Origin of the sequence: Photobacterium sanctipauli (genome assembly GCF_003026495.1) — a bacterium.
GTDB classification, from domain to species: Bacteria; Pseudomonadota; Gammaproteobacteria; order Enterobacterales; family Vibrionaceae; genus Photobacterium; species Photobacterium sanctipauli.
Genome location: NZ_PYMA01000013.1, coordinates 149940 through 163927 on the forward strand (window position 1 = coordinate 149940; position 13988 = coordinate 163927).

Genomic DNA, 13988 nt, shown 5'->3' on the forward strand with positions numbered 1-13988 from the left:
GAAGGTGCCTAAAATAAAAAGATGCTGGCAGTTAGCCAGCATCTTAAGCCAGAGGAGGGGGAGCCCGGGAAAGTTATAGGGTACCCAAGAAATCCTCTATTTTTTGTTTGTGCTGGGCGGCTGTTGCCTTGCTCGGTTGCTGGATGTGTTTGTGAGTGAAGTAAACCAACAATGCCATTTGAGCGGTTAGGCGGTTTTCTGCTTCATCGAAAATCAATGAGCGCGGGGACTCCATCACTTCACGGGTACATTCGCGTTGGTCATTGGCAGGTAGGCAGTGCATGAACATGGCTTGCGGGCCAGCTTTGTCCATCATGTCTTGGGTGACCACATACTCAGGGATAAAGGTTGATAGACGGATTTCTTTTTCGTCTTCTTGGCCAAACCAGTAGAAGCTATCGGCAACAATGATATCGCAGCCTGCCACTTCATCGGTGTTGTCGGTGATAACCAGCTTCCCGCCCGACATCTCGCAGTTGTCCAATGCGATGTCTACCCACTTCTGCGGTGCTTTAAAGCGCTCTGGGCAGATGTGCTTGAACGTCATGCCGAACTTGGTACACGCAAACATTAGCGATGAAGCAACGTTGGTGGCATCGCCCACGAAGGCCACGGTGAGGTCGCCTAGCGATTTGCCTTCAGGTAAGTGCTCGACCATGGTGAACAAGTCGGCCATGATTTGGGTTGGGTGTAGCCAATCACACAGGCCGTTAATCACAGGCACGCTAGCTTGCTCCGCAAGGCCTGCCACGGTGCTGTGGTCGTCAACGCGAGCCATGATCACGTCCACCATGCGAGAAAGTACCCGGCCAGTATCTTCTAGTGATTCCTTGGCGCCTAGGTGGATATCTTTCGGTGATAGGAATAAAGCGTGGCCGCCCAGCATGGTCGCTGCTGTTTCGAACGAGACGCGGGTGCGGGTTGAAGGCTGTTCGAAGATCATTGCCACCGATTTGCCTTTGAATAGCTGTGGCAGGGCGTTGTCACGGCGAGCTTGCTTTAGCATTGCCATTAATTCAAGAATGTCACTTAGCTCTTTTTTGGTGTAGTCCTGAGTTTTAAGGAAATGACGAAGACCTTCTTTGTTTAAGTTGGTTGCACTTGAAGATGGCATTTTCATAATGGATTCCTTTTATATATTTAGTAGCAGAGCAATCAATTAGAGAGATATTTATCTGAGGGAGAGGTTAATTCTTATCCCCCTTTGGATGGCTCTATTATTACTAGCGCCGGGGATGAATTCTTAAACTAGAATCACTAATCGGTTCATGCTAAATAAATGCCTGTTGCTTCCTGATTAATGTCACAAACGAGATAACGTGAAGAGAATATTTTTCGATATTTGATTCTGGTATTAAATATTAGGCATACTTTTGAAGTAATAAATAAAAAGCCCGAACCAAGTAGGTACGGGCTTTAAATTCAATGCAAAGCAAGTCATAGCCAAACTAATTTAAGAGAGTCTCACTATTTATCCTGTGCAAGTTCTTCGGTAGGTAAGTGCCTAGATAAGCTTCGGTTAATACTATTGCCTCCCTTGCCATCTCTGGTGGAATATCGCCATTTTCGCGGTAATTCATTGAATACACCTTATCGGCGACTTGAAGTGCAATGGCAAAGATGTTGACGTCTTTGGGGAGCTCGGGCAGGACAAAATAGCGCCGGTATATTGCCTCTACATGCTCGGCCAACAAGAGGTCGTTTTGGGCATCGGCATGGCGAATGGACGTGTAGGTGTGTTGACCTAGTAATATGCGTTGGACAAGGGGGTTACTGCGGTAATAATCGATGAACCCCTGCTCTATCATCCGGTTGATATCGCTCCAGTGGTGAATGGCCTCGGGCTTTACTGCGTTGTCGAGCACTTGGGTGAAGTCAGCAAAAATGTCTTTCATCAGCTCATAGAGCAGCGCTTCGATATTGGGGTAGTGGTGGTAAACCGTTGAAGCCGCAATGGCGGCTTCTTTGGCGACATCGTAGATTGAAATCGAATTAATATCCCGTTGGGCAACCAGCTGGGTGATTGCTGTGTGTATCCGTTCCAACCGTTGCTCTGTCGATTCTCGCTTCATGCTGGTTCCTTGCTTCGCTCTATTTTGCTTATCATCATGCCATCAGCATTGGGCTTAAGGGTGGATATGGGTGCCGGACTGTTTGGCCATAATGGCCTGGGCTTTATCTAACGATCCGATATGGCCAACCCCGTTGGTCGACTTGGCAAACGCGCAGCAAGCATCCACTTTTGGCTGCATTGAACCGGCAGCAAAGGCGTATTGCTGGATTTGGTCCACGGTCACGTCATACAAAGGCTGCTCGTTGGGCGTCCCCCAATCGACGCAGACAAAATCACCATCGGTGAGAATCAAGTAGTGCTCGGCACCAAGCTGCTGTGCCAGCACGGCGGCAGAGAGATCTTTATCGATAACGGCTTCAACGCCTTTGTATCCCTCTGCGGTATCAATCACGGGGCACCCTCCGCCCCCACAGCATATTACCGTATGATCGGCAGCCAATAATGTGCGGATACTATCAAGCTCGACAATTTTCTGTGGCAGCGGTGATGGCACCACGCGGCGCCAGTATTCGCCATCGGCCTTGATAGACCAGCCAAATTCGGCGGCTTTGTCATCGGCGGTTTGCTTGTCATAAACCGGGCCGATGAACTTATTCGGTGAGGCAAAAGCCGGGTCATTGGCGTCAACTTCTACTTGGGTGAGCACCGTGCTGACCTTGTGGCCAGGTAAGTTTTGCTTAAGCCCTTGGGCTATCATATAGCCAATCATGCCTTGGGTTTCGGCACCCAACACATCAAGTGGGTAGGGCGGCGCATCGGTATAGGCGAATTTTTGCAAAGCTAATAATCCTACCTGCGGCCCATTGCCATGGACGATAACCACGCGGTGATCCTCACTCAGTTTTGCCAATGCAGCAGTGGCAACGGCAATATTCTTCTGCTGGTTTTCGAAACTCATTAATTCGCCGCGCTGTAATAGGGCATTGCCACCAACGGCGACGACGATAATAGGCTTGTTATTTTCCATTGTGGTTATCCTGTCTCGTTAATATGTGTTGTGGCTAGGTTGGTTAAAAATTTAGCGCTTATTTTCACTTAGTAGGCTTGATCAGAATCAATTTTCGCGATTAAGCCTGCTTGGGGCATAAATTATGGTTTTTCTGTCACGCCTTGGCGTGAATAAAGCGCCATTCCATCGATAAGTGATTCTAATAACGAAAGCCGCTGTCTTGCTTTGGTTAGATAATAAGCACGAAACAGTTTCGCCATAGAAAATAAACCAAATAGTTAGACACGGAGAAGAATTATGGACACGCAAGTATCCAAAGGAAAAATGGGGGTTACAAGCTTAGCGTTATTTAGCTTATGTGCCGTCATTGTTGTCGACACATTAACGGCATCGGCATCAATTGGCGTAAGCTCAATTGGCTGGTGGTTAGTTACTTTAGTGGTTTTTGTTATTCCTTATGGGCTAATTACTTCTGAACTAGGTACGACTTATCCGGGTGATGGTGGTATTTATGATTGGGTAAAAAAAGCATTCGGCTATAAATGGGCGGTAAGAACCACTTGGTTTTACTGGATCAACGTCGGGCTTTGGATGCCTGCGGTATACATTATGTTTGCCGGTATGTTTGCGGAACTGTTTTTCCCGGGCTTGTCGCTGTTCTGGCAAATTGCAATTTGTATCGCGCTGACTTGGCTGACCATTTGGATTTGTAATGTCTCGGTTGATGTCGGGGTATGGGTAACCAATATCGGTGCGATACTGAAGGTCACGGTGATCACCGTGCTGGGCGTCGGTGGTTTTGTCTATGCGGCCAAAAACGGGGTGGCCAACGAGTTTTCCCTATCAGCTATGATGCCGAGCCTAGACACTGGCGTCGCGTTCTTGCCTGCCTTGGTGTTCAACCTAATGGGTTTTGAGCTGGTCGCGACCATGACCAAGGAAATGAAAGACGTGCGTGATATGCCTAAGTCTATTTTCCTCGCGGCGATTATTACAGCTTTCTTGTATGTGTTTGGTACTGTTGGTATTTTGATGGCACTTCCGATGCAGGATATCGGCTTGGTGGCGGGGATCATCGATACCTTGCGTAAGCTGTTTGGCACCGGGCCATTTGGCCAAATGATGGTGTATGTGATTGGCACCATGGCATTGCTGACCTTTATCGGCAACATGGTGACTTGGACCATGGGTGCCAGCCGAGCGGCGGCAGAAGCTGCTGGTGAAGGCGAGTTGCCAGACGCTGTTGCCAAGATGTCCGAGAAATACGATACCCCGGTGGGCGCGAACAATATCACAGGTATGCTTTCCACCGTGGTTATCCTTGCTTATGCCGTGTTTGCCCAAACCAGCGATGAGCTGTTCTGGTCGGTATTTGCCTTCTCTAGCTGTATTTTCTTGCTGCCATACCTCTTTATGTTCCCGTCTTACCTCAAGCTGCGCCTTGCAGATGGCGAACGCGAGCGTCCTTTCCGTGTGCCTGGTGGTATGGGGGTGCAGTGGGCACTGAGCATTATCTGCTTCCTAACCATTGTCCAAGCTGTGGTGCTGTTTATCTTCCCTGACTTGCTAACGCTATCGGTGAATTGGGTGTACAGCGCGCCGGTATTTATTGGGGTGCTACTCACTGTTGGCGCGGGTGAATACCTGTTGATGTTGGCGGTGAAGAAAAAAGCGCAGCAAGAGCAGCAAGCCAATTTTCATGAACATACGGCTTAACCAAAAACTAAAACAAAAAGGATTGAACGATGACTAAGCAACTAGATACCACCCCACGTCAAGATGGTTTCAGAATGCCTGGCGAACATGAGCCCCATGCTGGCGTCTGGATGGCATGGCCGGAGCGTACTGATAACTGGCGCTATGGCGGTAAACCAGCCCAATCGACCTTTGTCGACGTGGCGAAGGCGATTGCCAAAACCACGCCGGTAACCATGGTGGTGAGTGCTGGCCAGTTCGAAAATGCTCGCACCCTGCTGCCGAGCAATATTCAGTTATTGGAAATGAGTACCGATGACTCATGGATGCGTGATATTGGCCCAACTTATGTGGTGAATGGTGAAGGCGAACGCCGTGGTGTCGATTGGCATTTCAATGCTTGGGGCGGGCTGGTCGATGGATTGTATTTCCCATGGGACAAAGATGATGCCGTGGCGCGCAAGGTGTGCGAAACCTTGGGTGATAATAGCTACCGGGCGCCGATTGTGTTGGAAGGCGGATCTATCCATGTTGATGGTGAAGGGACGCTCTACACCACCGAGGAGTGTCTGCTCCACCCAAGCCGTAATCCAGACTTAAACCGTGAAGCAATCGAGGATGTGTTGAAGGATTACCTATCGGTCGAAAAAGTCATATGGATCCCGCAAGGGCTCTATAACGATGAAACCAATGGCCATGTCGATAACTTGATCCATGTGATCCGTCCGGGTGAGGTCGCGCTGACGTGGTGTGAGGATCCGGTTGATCCGCAGTATGCCATCTCGCGTCAGGCGCTGGATGTACTTGAAACCCAAACCGATGCCAAGGGGCGTCAGATCAAGGTACGTAAGCTGCCAATGCCAGGCCCATTGTTTATCACCGAAGATGAAGCTGGCGGGGTGGATGCCTCGGAAGGCATGGAGCGGGTGGCGGGTGAAAGGCTAGCGGGTTCGTATGCCAACTACCTCATTTCAAATCAGCATATTATCTACCCATTGCTTGATGAAAAACATGATGATGCCGTGGCCCAGTTGTTGGCACAGTGGTATCCGGGTTATGAGGTAACGGGAGTTGATGCCCGTGAAATTCTGCTCGGCGGCGGGAATATCCACTGTATTACCCAGCAGATCCCAGCGGTTTAGCGTCAAAGCCCTATTTTTTTAATTTAGAAAGACAAAGCCCCTCGCCCCTAGATTGTTTTTGATCAGGTGTGGCGAGGGGCTTTTTAGATCGCTATTCACTGGGAGTAGTGTTGATTATTCCGTCGAGATCGCCAGTATTCAGGGGTCTAGCTGGCCATGATTTTTTGAAATTCTGCTTCGGTGACATAGTCTTTTGAATCGGCCCTATCAAGGAAAACGATGCCGTTGAGGTGGTCGAGCTCGTGTTGGAATATACGGGCGATAAACCCCTCCATTCTGGTGCTAACCACTTCGCCGTCAAGGGTGTGGTAACGCACATCGATGTGGGTTGAGCGGCTGACCTTGGCGCGCATACCGGGAATGCTTAGGCAGCCTTCCCAATCTTTTTCTGTTTCTTCGCTCTGCCAGGTTATTTCAGGGTTGAGCATGAGGGTGGGTGCCATCATTGGGGCGTTGGGGTAGCGAGGGTTCGGCCTTGAGGCGACGATGAAAGCGCGGACAGACTCGCTCACCTGCGGTGCCGCAATGCCCACACCGTTGTGTTCCAGCATGATTTTTTCTAGCTCGGCGAAAAACGGTGCATAGTCGTTATATTGGCTCGGGGTCAATGTCTCGGCCTGCTGGCGCAATATTGGGTTGCCAAGCTGGGCAATGGTTAGAGCGTCCATGGTTCACTTCCTCAATCGTTTGATAGGGTAAGTGTTACTTAAATTATTGAGAAAGTGAATGTCATTTGCCGCTAATTATTGGGCTCAAGGTATTTGCCGCTAATTATTGGGCTCAAGGTATTTGCCCGGTGTTGCCCCGGTGTGCTGGCGGAAGAAGGCGATAAAGGCGCTGTCACTGGAAAAGGCAAGCTGGGAAGCAATGTCAGCCACACTGGCGCCCTCGGATAACAGCTTTATCGCGATAAATAGCCGCCATTGCTGCCGCCATGATTGATAGGGCATGCCCGCCTCGCGATTGAAAATGCGGGAGATGGTTTTCTCGCTCGCACCGACTTGGGAGGCGACGTCCTTTAATGGCGGGGGGAGTACGCTCTCATCGATGATCCCGGCAAGCCATTTATGTAATCTGCGGTCTTGGGGAAAGGGCAGGGTCATCGGCACCTGCTGGGCGCTTTGTATCTCCTCGATAAACAAGGCAAGGGTATTGGTTTGCTCCTGCTTGGGTTTGTCCCATGGCCAAAAGGCCATTCGCTCAATCAGCTCGCGCAGCAGCGGGTTGATGGTAAAAATAGTGACCTTGTCGGGCAGGGAGTGGCAAAGCGTGCTGTCGAAATAAAGCGAGCGATAAGCGACAACATTGCTCATTTTGGCGTAGTGGTTTACCCCGGCGGGTATCCATGCCGCCCGCGTGGGGGGCAAAATAGATTTGGCCCCTTGTAGTGAAATTGTCATGCAGCCCGAAGCGGCGAACAGTAACTGCCCTTTCTGGTGGTTGTGCATACCTGAGTCGTGGGCGCCAATGGTCGCGGCAATGCCGACAACATCGTTGTCGATGCTGTCGGCATTGAATGGGGTTGAACCGTCGATAACCGCCATGTTTTGTCTCTATATTGTTGTCTATATGCTGTTGTTTATATTTTGATGCTTAGGCTCTAACTATTAATTTAGGATATCACTTGGGTGCTTTGAGCGGTATTACACTGCTCAAAGCGCATCAGAATAAATGCAAAGCGCTTGGTGCTTGGACTTTAGCGTTGCAAAAGCGGTTTGTACCATCTCGTAGCGTCCGCAAATATAGGTCGTAGGCAGGGACATGAAATCACACTCTTGCTCGACAATATCCATTAACCTGCCTTGGCGGAAGGGGGACAAGCCGGAGGCCACTTCTACTATTGGTATATAGCGAAACCCTGCATGTTTCTTGGTCAGCTCCATAAGATAATGATGCTCATATAGGTCTTCCTCGCTGAAGGCCCCCCAGTAGAGGCTCACATTGCAACTGGGGGAGTGCTTCAATATTGCTAGGAGCAAGCTACGGGTGTAGGTGTAACCCGAGCCCCCGGCAATAAGCACTGTGCTTTCGGTTGGGGGGCGCAACCAAGCATGGCCTGCCGCAACATCTATGTTGATGCTTTCCCCTTGTTCAAAGCACTGGCGTAGCCAGCTGGCTTGCTCAGCGAGCTTGCTCTGTGGCGAAATACCACCAAGGTGAATTTCGAAAAGATTATTCTCCGTTGGTGCGCACGCGATGGAAAACGGAAGCTTGTCGCCATCACCGAATTCAACCATTACATATTGCCCGGCGAGAAATGTGAATGCCTGCTCAGCCTTCAATACCACGCGTAATGTTTTCGTGTTGAGGTGAGTCAGGGCGACTATCTTGCAGTTTATCGGCATTGCCTTTCCTCCGCTATTGCTTGTGGCTAATGGCCACAACGTCGCAGCGCTTGCCTGTGGTGGCCGAGCTTGCATCGAAGCTAATCGCCAGTTCGCAAAGGTGCTCGAGCATGTCGCGGGTTAGGCAGACATTTTCAATCACAAAGCAGTGGTGGTGCTCGCAGCGCTGGTCGAAGGCGATGTGCTCATCGCCATGGGCGCCGATACCATAGCTATCGATGACGATAAATTTAGGCTTAGCCGCCAAAATAGCATCGAGTACCTCGCTATCAAGGTAGGTTGCCAGCGCACCGTAGCCTGGGGTGCCATAGCCATTTTCCTCTAGGTTGCCGGTATAAAGCACCAAGGATTTATCCTTTAATTCCAGCGCTTTCACTTGTTCGATAGTCGGCATGCCCTTCGAGCAATCGATGATCTGGACTGGGGTTCGATAGTCTGTGTGCGCTGGCACCTTGGTGTAACAGTCAATATGAGTGCCGATATGCCCGAGGGCATTGACGGAATCAGACTGACGCTTTGCCCATTGGTAGGCAGGGTGCTCTGGGCTAATGTCTAAACTAATGTTTTTCTCGTACATGTTTTTTCTCCTCAGCATTTGATGGGGAGAATTTTACGTTTTAGCATGGTGGTCTATTACAAGTATTAAGACATTAAACATCAAAATAGGGACATAAATACCGCCTAGTCGCGCATAGTGAGAATAATGACAGCGGCGAAGGCTAGGAACCCGGTCATCATCAGGAAGACATCGTTATAGGCCATAATGGCTGCGTCGCGCTGCATCGTGGCGGTCAAACTGGCTTGTGCCTGCAACATTGCGGTGCTGGCATCGCTGCCCGATTGGATAAAGAACTGGCTCTGCTGCAACAGCTGTTGCCATGCATCGGTGCTGACACTTGGCAACGACTCCTTGATGTGGGCAAAGTGTTCACGGGTTTTGTTATCCAGCAAGGTGGCGATAATTGCAATACTAAAGGCACCGCCGAGGTTGCGCATGACGTTGGTGAGTGTCGAGGCATCGGGAGTGTCATGCTTGCTGATGTTTTTCATCGCAACCAAAGACAACGGCACCATGATAAAAGGACTGCCGATGGCACGCAGTAGCATGGACAGGATCAGCTGTTGGCCGCCGAAATCCACTGACATATGCGTGTTGACATAGCAGCTGAGGCCAAACATGGTAAAGCCAAAAGTCACCAGGTACTTGGGCTTGATGATGTTGGTCAGCTTGGGCACCAAAGGGAAAATCAACAATTGCGGAAAGCCCATCCACATCAGTACCTCGCCAATCTCCATCGCGTTATATTGCTGGATTTGGGTCAGGTATAAGGGTAAGACATAGATGGAGCCAAGCAGCGCCATGCCCAAGATTAAGTAGGCTAGGCAAGACATGGCAAACTGTCCGTTCTTCAACAACCGCAAGTTAACCAAGGGTTTTTTATGCTGCAACTCGTTGATCACAAAGTACACCAGGCTTACCCCGGATATGATCGCCAATGTGACGATAAACGATGAGCTGAACCACTCTTCGCGATTCCCTTCTTCTAGCACCACCTCCAAGCAGCCTAAACCTAGGGCCATGGTGACAATGCCTAACCAGTCGGCTTTGAGCAGTGTTGGCAGGTTAAGAGGTTCATCGTCTAGGCCATAGCGGATCATCGCAATCAGCAAGATAGCTGGCGGGATATTGATATAGAAAATGTAGTGCCACGATAAGTTTTCTGTTAGCCAGCCGCCGAATGTAGGCCCTATCGATGGGGCAAAGGTGGCAGTAATACCAAACAGCGCCATTCCGACGGCCCGCTTTTGCAGGGGGAGAAGTTGTACAACCAATGAGAAGGCGAGCGGGATCAACGCCCCGCCGCTAAACCCTTGCAGTGCACGGAAGACAATCATGGATGTCATGTTCCATGATAGCGAGCAAAGCAGTGATGAAAGCGTAAATACAGTGGTGGTCCAAGTAAGGTATCGCCTTTTGCCCAAGGCTCTTGATAGCCAACCGCTCAATGGAATAGCAATCATCTCGGCGACGAGGTAAGAGGTGGAAATCCATGAGCTCTCGTCCAAGGTTGCAGAGAGCGCACCTTGGATATCTTTCAGGGATGAGTTGGTGATCTGGATATCCAGGATTGCCATGAAGGCGCCGATCAGGCCGCCAAATAACGCAATCCAATGGCGGCGTGGTACGGTAGGTTCTTCAACGTTCGGAGTTATGTTCGAATCTATGCTCGAATCCATGTTTGAATCTATGGGTTGGATGGCAGTATTGCTCATGGGATCAGCCTCGGGTATCGACAGTGGCAACGACAGATAACCCAGGGATCAGGCGGCCTGCCAATGCTTCCGGTGCTTTGACGGTAATTTTCACTGGCACGCGCTGAACAATCTTGGTGAAGTTACCCGTGGCGTTTTCCGGTGGCAGCAAAGCGAATTTTGCCCCTGTCGCCGGCGAGAAGCTATCCACCACCCCTTCAAGTGTTTGACCCGGGAAAGCATCCAGCTCGACATCAACTTTTTGCCCTTGGTGAATACCGCTGAGCTGGGTTTCTTTGAAGTTGGCTTCAATCCATACATCCGAGGTTGGCACCAAGCTCATTAGCGGCATGCCAGGTTGAACGTATAGGCCAACCCGTAGGCTGCGTTTGCCGACAATGCCATCCACCGGCGCGTAAATCTTGGTGTAGCTCAGGTTCAGATCTGCTTGCTCAAGTTGTGCTTGGGCTTCGGTTACCGATGCCTCTGCTTGAATAATTTGGCTGGCAATCACAGCCAATTGGTCAATCGCGGCTTGCTGGCTTGCCTTCGCTTCATCCAGTTGGGCCTTGGTGACTTTTTGATGCGAAATCATGCTGTCTAGCTCGTCTTGCGATGAGTAGTTGCGCTTGAGTAGGCTGCGGGTGCGCGATACCTGTTGCTGGGCTCGCTCAAACTCGGCTTGTGCCGAGGCGATTTGGCTATCGGCTTGGCGAATCTTAGTTTGCTGTAATTGTTGCTGGGCTTTGAGGTTTTCGATGGTCGCTTGGCTGACGGCAAGCTGGGCTTTGGCTTGGTCATCGGCGGCAATGAAATCGCGGTCATCAATTTTTGCCAACAAGTCGCCCGCCTTTACATGCTGGTTGTCCTCGACAAATGACTCGGTGATATACCCGGCAACCTTGGGGCTGATATTGGTGATGTCTCCTTGCAGGTAGGCATTCTCAGTCGATTCGAAATATTGGCCGTAGCCAAACCAGTAGCCACCGCCAGCGAGTCCTAACGAAAGCATGATCAAGGTAGCGATTAACGGTGCTTTCTTCTTATTTTTTGGCTTGGTTTGTGCCGTGGCTGTTGCTGTTGCTGGTGTTGGCGTGTGTGCCTGCTGGGTATCGGTCGCGGCTGACTGGGTTTGCTGGGCCATATTACTCTCTTCTACTTATAGGAATGCGTCTGGGAACTTGGAATTTGAAAAGTGTTGCAAAGTGTAAATGAAAAAGATTGGGTGATAGGATAGGAAAAAGAGGAAACACTGTTGCAAAATTCTTACCAATCGAAGAGTGAGTGGGCTGGTATGGACTTGAACTCAATAGCGATATTTTCACAAGTTGTTGATTGTGGAAGCTTTACTCAAGCTGCTGAAATTCTTGATATGACAAAGTCGACGGTGAGCCGAAAAGTGGCCGAGTTGGAGCAAAGCTTAGGTGTGCGCTTGATCACGCGCTCGACACGGAGTTTGGTGCTCACACCGGAGGGGGAATCTTTCTACCAGTCTTGTTGCCAGATGCTAGAAATCATGGAGCAGGCAGAGCTGGAGGTCACTGCAAACCAAGACCTAGTGCGAGGGCGACTGAGCGTTGCCATGCCTGTGGAGTTGGGGCAGCAAGTGCTGGGGGAGTATATCAATGACTTTCTCAAGCTATACCCGGATGTCACTATTCATCTTGAGCTAACGAACCGCGAGGTGGATATCATCGGTGAAGGTGTCGACTTATATGCCCAAGTGGGCGAGATGGACGACTCTACGTTGGTTTCTCGCCACCTCGCCCAGTCGAGCCGGGTGTTGGTCGCCAGCCCCGATTACCTTGATCAGTTTGGAATGATTCACCAGCCATCTGATCTCAAACCGCCTCACCATCAGGTCAAGATACAGAACAAGGCGGTTAAGTTACCCAGTTGGCATCTGATGCAGTCTGGCGATGCGGTGAGCATTGACCTGCCTTACCGGCTCAGGGTAAACACCATCAGTATGTCGCTGGCGGCTTGCTTGGATGGGCTTGGTATCGCTGTGTTACCCGAGTTTATTTGTCGCGAACATTTCGCCACCGGCCGTTTGGTGCGCTTGCTACCTGACTGGGAAATGCCGTTGGTACCGGTGAGTTTGGTGTACCCCCAGCGCAAGCTGATCCCGAAACGGCTCCGGTTGTTGGTTGATTATCTTGTAGAAAGGTTTGCACAAAGAGCCGCAGGTTTGGAGTAGTACTGCTTGTGATTGGAGCAATATTTACATTGTAAATTAGAGGTATTGGATTGATACATAGATGTATTTCAAAACCCAATAACTTAACCGTTTAAATATCTGGAAGAAGTGAGGGGAAATCTTGGCAAAGCAAGATGGCGTGCCCCTTCTCTTAAGGACTGATAGACTCAGAGAAGGGGCTACACAGTTCAATCAACTGTCTGCATTGTTCATCAATCTGTGCAAGACGTCATAATATATTGTTTGTTGGTATGCACAATGGCAAATCAAGACATCTTATATATTCCAATGCTAAATAAAAACTTAACTCAGTTTGCTATTATGCCTCATACACCTGCATGACTGCATCGAAACTGGTGTGTGGCCCCTTTTTATATTTCTTGTCTGCTTGAGCGATATATGAAAGGGGCCTCTAATAACTAGAAAGCAAACCTCTAAAGACATGGAGTCGCCGTAACTTAATTGTTGCGGCTTTTTTTTAATCCCCACAAACGACTGCAATTGGGCAGTAAAACTTATGTATATTCATTATCGACTTTAGCATGTTGATATTTTAAATATACAAGCTTGCAATTGAGAACTCCGATAAAACGTGTAAATTACATATTTGTATTGGGAGTACTTTTCTTCGATATTTACTCTATGATACAGCCCCCTTTTTACCTACCTTTGATCTGTCAAAAGGGGGCAACTGAAGTGGTCAACTGAAATTGGCCACGGTTTTAGAGTCATTCCAAAATAATCGTTCTGACTCATTTGGCGTCAGGCCACCGTTATATTGATGTGGCCTGATCTCGCTGTAATATCCTGTGGTGTACTGTGTGATTGAACGTTGTGCCTGGGCAAAACTCTCATACCCGATTGATGGTACCCATTCTGTCTTTAAGCTTCGGAAGAATCGCTCCATCGGACTATTATCCCAGCAATTTCCTCGTCGGCTCATGCTTTGCTCAATCTGATATCGCCAGAGTAGTTGCCGAAATTTCAGGCTAGTGTAATGCGAGCCTTGATCGCTATGGAACATAACATTTTTCGGTTTTCCTCTTGCCTCAAAAGCCATTGATAGGGCTTTGCTCGTTAAGTTGGTATCCGGCGATAGCGACATTGCCCAACCAACAGGTTTTCTTGCAAAGAGATCGAGAACTACGGCTAAATAAGCCCAGCGCGTTCCAACCCAAATATAGGTGACATCACCGCACCATGCTTGGTTCGGCTCCGTCACGGCGAACTGTCGGTCTAACTTATTCGCGACTTCAACATGTTCTTGAGTCACTTTCTTGTAGGCATGCTTAGGCAACTGACAGCTCACTAAACCTAGCTTTTTCATGAG

General features: G+C 49.5%; 13 protein-coding genes. 3 read left to right on the forward strand and 10 right to left on the reverse strand.

What is annotated here, in order from left to right:
• Positions 1-73: 73 nt before the first annotated feature.
• The 3 genes from ptcA to arcC all read right to left on the reverse strand — a co-directional run bounded on the left by ptcA (position 74) and on the right by arcC (position 3041).
• Positions 74-1120, reverse strand: coding sequence for a putrescine carbamoyltransferase (gene ptcA, locus C9I98_RS18635; RefSeq protein ID WP_107272322.1), 1047 nt, complete (start codon positions 1118-1120; stop codon positions 74-76).
• 328 nt (positions 1121-1448) lie between these two features.
• Entirely contained in the window at positions 1449-2072 is a 624-nt protein-coding gene (locus tag C9I98_RS18640; RefSeq protein ID WP_036828342.1) for a TetR/AcrR family transcriptional regulator, read from the reverse strand.
• 54 nt (positions 2073-2126) lie between these two features.
• Entirely contained in the window at positions 2127-3041 is a 915-nt protein-coding gene (gene arcC, locus C9I98_RS18645) for a carbamate kinase (protein WP_107272323.1), read from the reverse strand.
• Positions 3042-3320: 279 nt separating this feature from the next.
• Here arcC and C9I98_RS18650 point away from each other — a divergent pair, with 279 nt between their 5' ends.
• Positions 3321-4739: an APC family permease gene (locus tag C9I98_RS18650; RefSeq protein WP_036824468.1), complete on the forward strand. Its 1419-nt coding sequence runs from the start codon at positions 3321-3323 to the stop codon at positions 4737-4739.
• Positions 4740-4768: 29 nt separating this feature from the next.
• The gene (aguA, locus tag C9I98_RS18655; RefSeq protein ID WP_036824465.1) at positions 4769-5860 is read left to right on the forward strand and encodes an agmatine deiminase; all 1092 of its coding nucleotides are present in this window, start codon (positions 4769-4771) and stop codon (positions 5858-5860) included.
• 146 nt (positions 5861-6006) lie between these two features.
• Here aguA and def read toward each other — a convergent pair whose 3' ends face one another.
• The 6 genes from def to C9I98_RS18685 all read right to left on the reverse strand — a co-directional run bounded on the left by def (position 6007) and on the right by C9I98_RS18685 (position 11470).
• The gene (gene def / locus C9I98_RS18660) at positions 6007-6528 is read right to left on the reverse strand and encodes a peptide deformylase (protein WP_107272324.1); all 522 of its coding nucleotides are present in this window, start codon (positions 6526-6528) and stop codon (positions 6007-6009) included.
• A gap of 99 nt (positions 6529-6627) precedes the next feature.
• Positions 6628-7404, reverse strand: coding sequence for an AraC family transcriptional regulator (locus C9I98_RS18665; protein WP_107272325.1), 777 nt, complete (start codon positions 7402-7404; stop codon positions 6628-6630).
• A gap of 108 nt (positions 7405-7512) precedes the next feature.
• A complete protein-coding gene (locus tag C9I98_RS18670; protein WP_036824621.1) occupies positions 7513-8205 on the reverse strand; it encodes a ferredoxin reductase domain-containing protein in 693 nt (230 codons plus the stop codon).
• Between the two features lie 13 nt (positions 8206-8218).
• Positions 8219-8782 carry a cyclase family protein gene (locus C9I98_RS18675; protein ID WP_036824624.1) on the reverse strand — a complete coding sequence of 188 codons (564 nt, stop codon included), beginning with the start codon at positions 8780-8782 and terminating at the stop codon, positions 8219-8221.
• Positions 8783-8886: 104 nt separating this feature from the next.
• Positions 8887-10443 (reverse strand): DHA2 family efflux MFS transporter permease subunit, encoded by a 1557-nt coding sequence (locus C9I98_RS18680; RefSeq protein WP_036824627.1) that lies wholly within the window; start codon positions 10441-10443, stop codon positions 8887-8889.
• Between the two features lie 40 nt (positions 10444-10483).
• Positions 10484-11470, reverse strand: coding sequence for an HlyD family secretion protein (locus tag C9I98_RS18685; RefSeq protein ID WP_245907187.1), 987 nt, complete (start codon positions 11468-11470; stop codon positions 10484-10486).
• 282 nt (positions 11471-11752) lie between these two features.
• On the opposite strand from C9I98_RS18685, the gene C9I98_RS18690 reads away from it, so the two are divergent.
• Positions 11753-12658 carry a LysR family transcriptional regulator gene (locus C9I98_RS18690; protein ID WP_036830792.1) on the forward strand — a complete coding sequence of 302 codons (906 nt, stop codon included), beginning with the start codon at positions 11753-11755 and terminating at the stop codon, positions 12656-12658.
• 700 nt (positions 12659-13358) lie between these two features.
• On the opposite strand, the gene C9I98_RS18695 is transcribed toward C9I98_RS18690, so the two are convergent.
• Positions 13359-13988: IS3 family transposase (locus C9I98_RS18695; protein WP_107272334.1), on the reverse strand; the 630-nt coding region annotated here is incomplete at its 5' end.

What these genes read in the sequence shown, in the direction of transcription:
- ptcA (WP_107272322.1), bottom strand. Translation starts at nt 1,120, where the DNA reads ATGAAAATGCCATCTTCAAGTGCAACCAACTTAAACAAAGAAGGTCTT.
- C9I98_RS18640 (WP_036828342.1), bottom strand. Translation starts at nt 2,072, where the DNA reads ATGAAGCGAGAATCGACAGAGCAACGGTTGGAACGGATACACACAGCA.
- arcC (WP_107272323.1), bottom strand. Translation starts at nt 3,041, where the DNA reads ATGGAAAATAACAAGCCTATTATCGTCGTCGCCGTTGGTGGCAATGCC.
- C9I98_RS18650 (WP_036824468.1), top strand. Translation starts at nt 3,321, where the DNA reads ATGGACACGCAAGTATCCAAAGGAAAAATGGGGGTTACAAGCTTAGCG.
- aguA (WP_036824465.1), top strand. Translation starts at nt 4,769, where the DNA reads ATGACTAAGCAACTAGATACCACCCCACGTCAAGATGGTTTCAGAATG.
- def (WP_107272324.1), bottom strand. Translation starts at nt 6,528, where the DNA reads ATGGACGCTCTAACCATTGCCCAGCTTGGCAACCCAATATTGCGCCAG.
- C9I98_RS18665 (WP_107272325.1), bottom strand. Translation starts at nt 7,404, where the DNA reads ATGGCGGTTATCGACGGTTCAACCCCATTCAATGCCGACAGCATCGAC.
- C9I98_RS18670 (WP_036824621.1), bottom strand. Translation starts at nt 8,205, where the DNA reads ATGCCGATAAACTGCAAGATAGTCGCCCTGACTCACCTCAACACGAAA.
- C9I98_RS18675 (WP_036824624.1), bottom strand. Translation starts at nt 8,782, where the DNA reads ATGTACGAGAAAAACATTAGTTTAGACATTAGCCCAGAGCACCCTGCC.
- C9I98_RS18680 (WP_036824627.1), bottom strand. Translation starts at nt 10,443, where the DNA reads ATGGATTCGAGCATAGATTCGAACATAACTCCGAACGTTGAAGAACCT.
- C9I98_RS18685 (WP_245907187.1), bottom strand. Translation starts at nt 11,470, where the DNA reads ATGCTTTCGTTAGGACTCGCTGGCGGTGGCTACTGGTTTGGCTACGGC.
- C9I98_RS18690 (WP_036830792.1), top strand. Translation starts at nt 11,753, where the DNA reads ATGGACTTGAACTCAATAGCGATATTTTCACAAGTTGTTGATTGTGGA.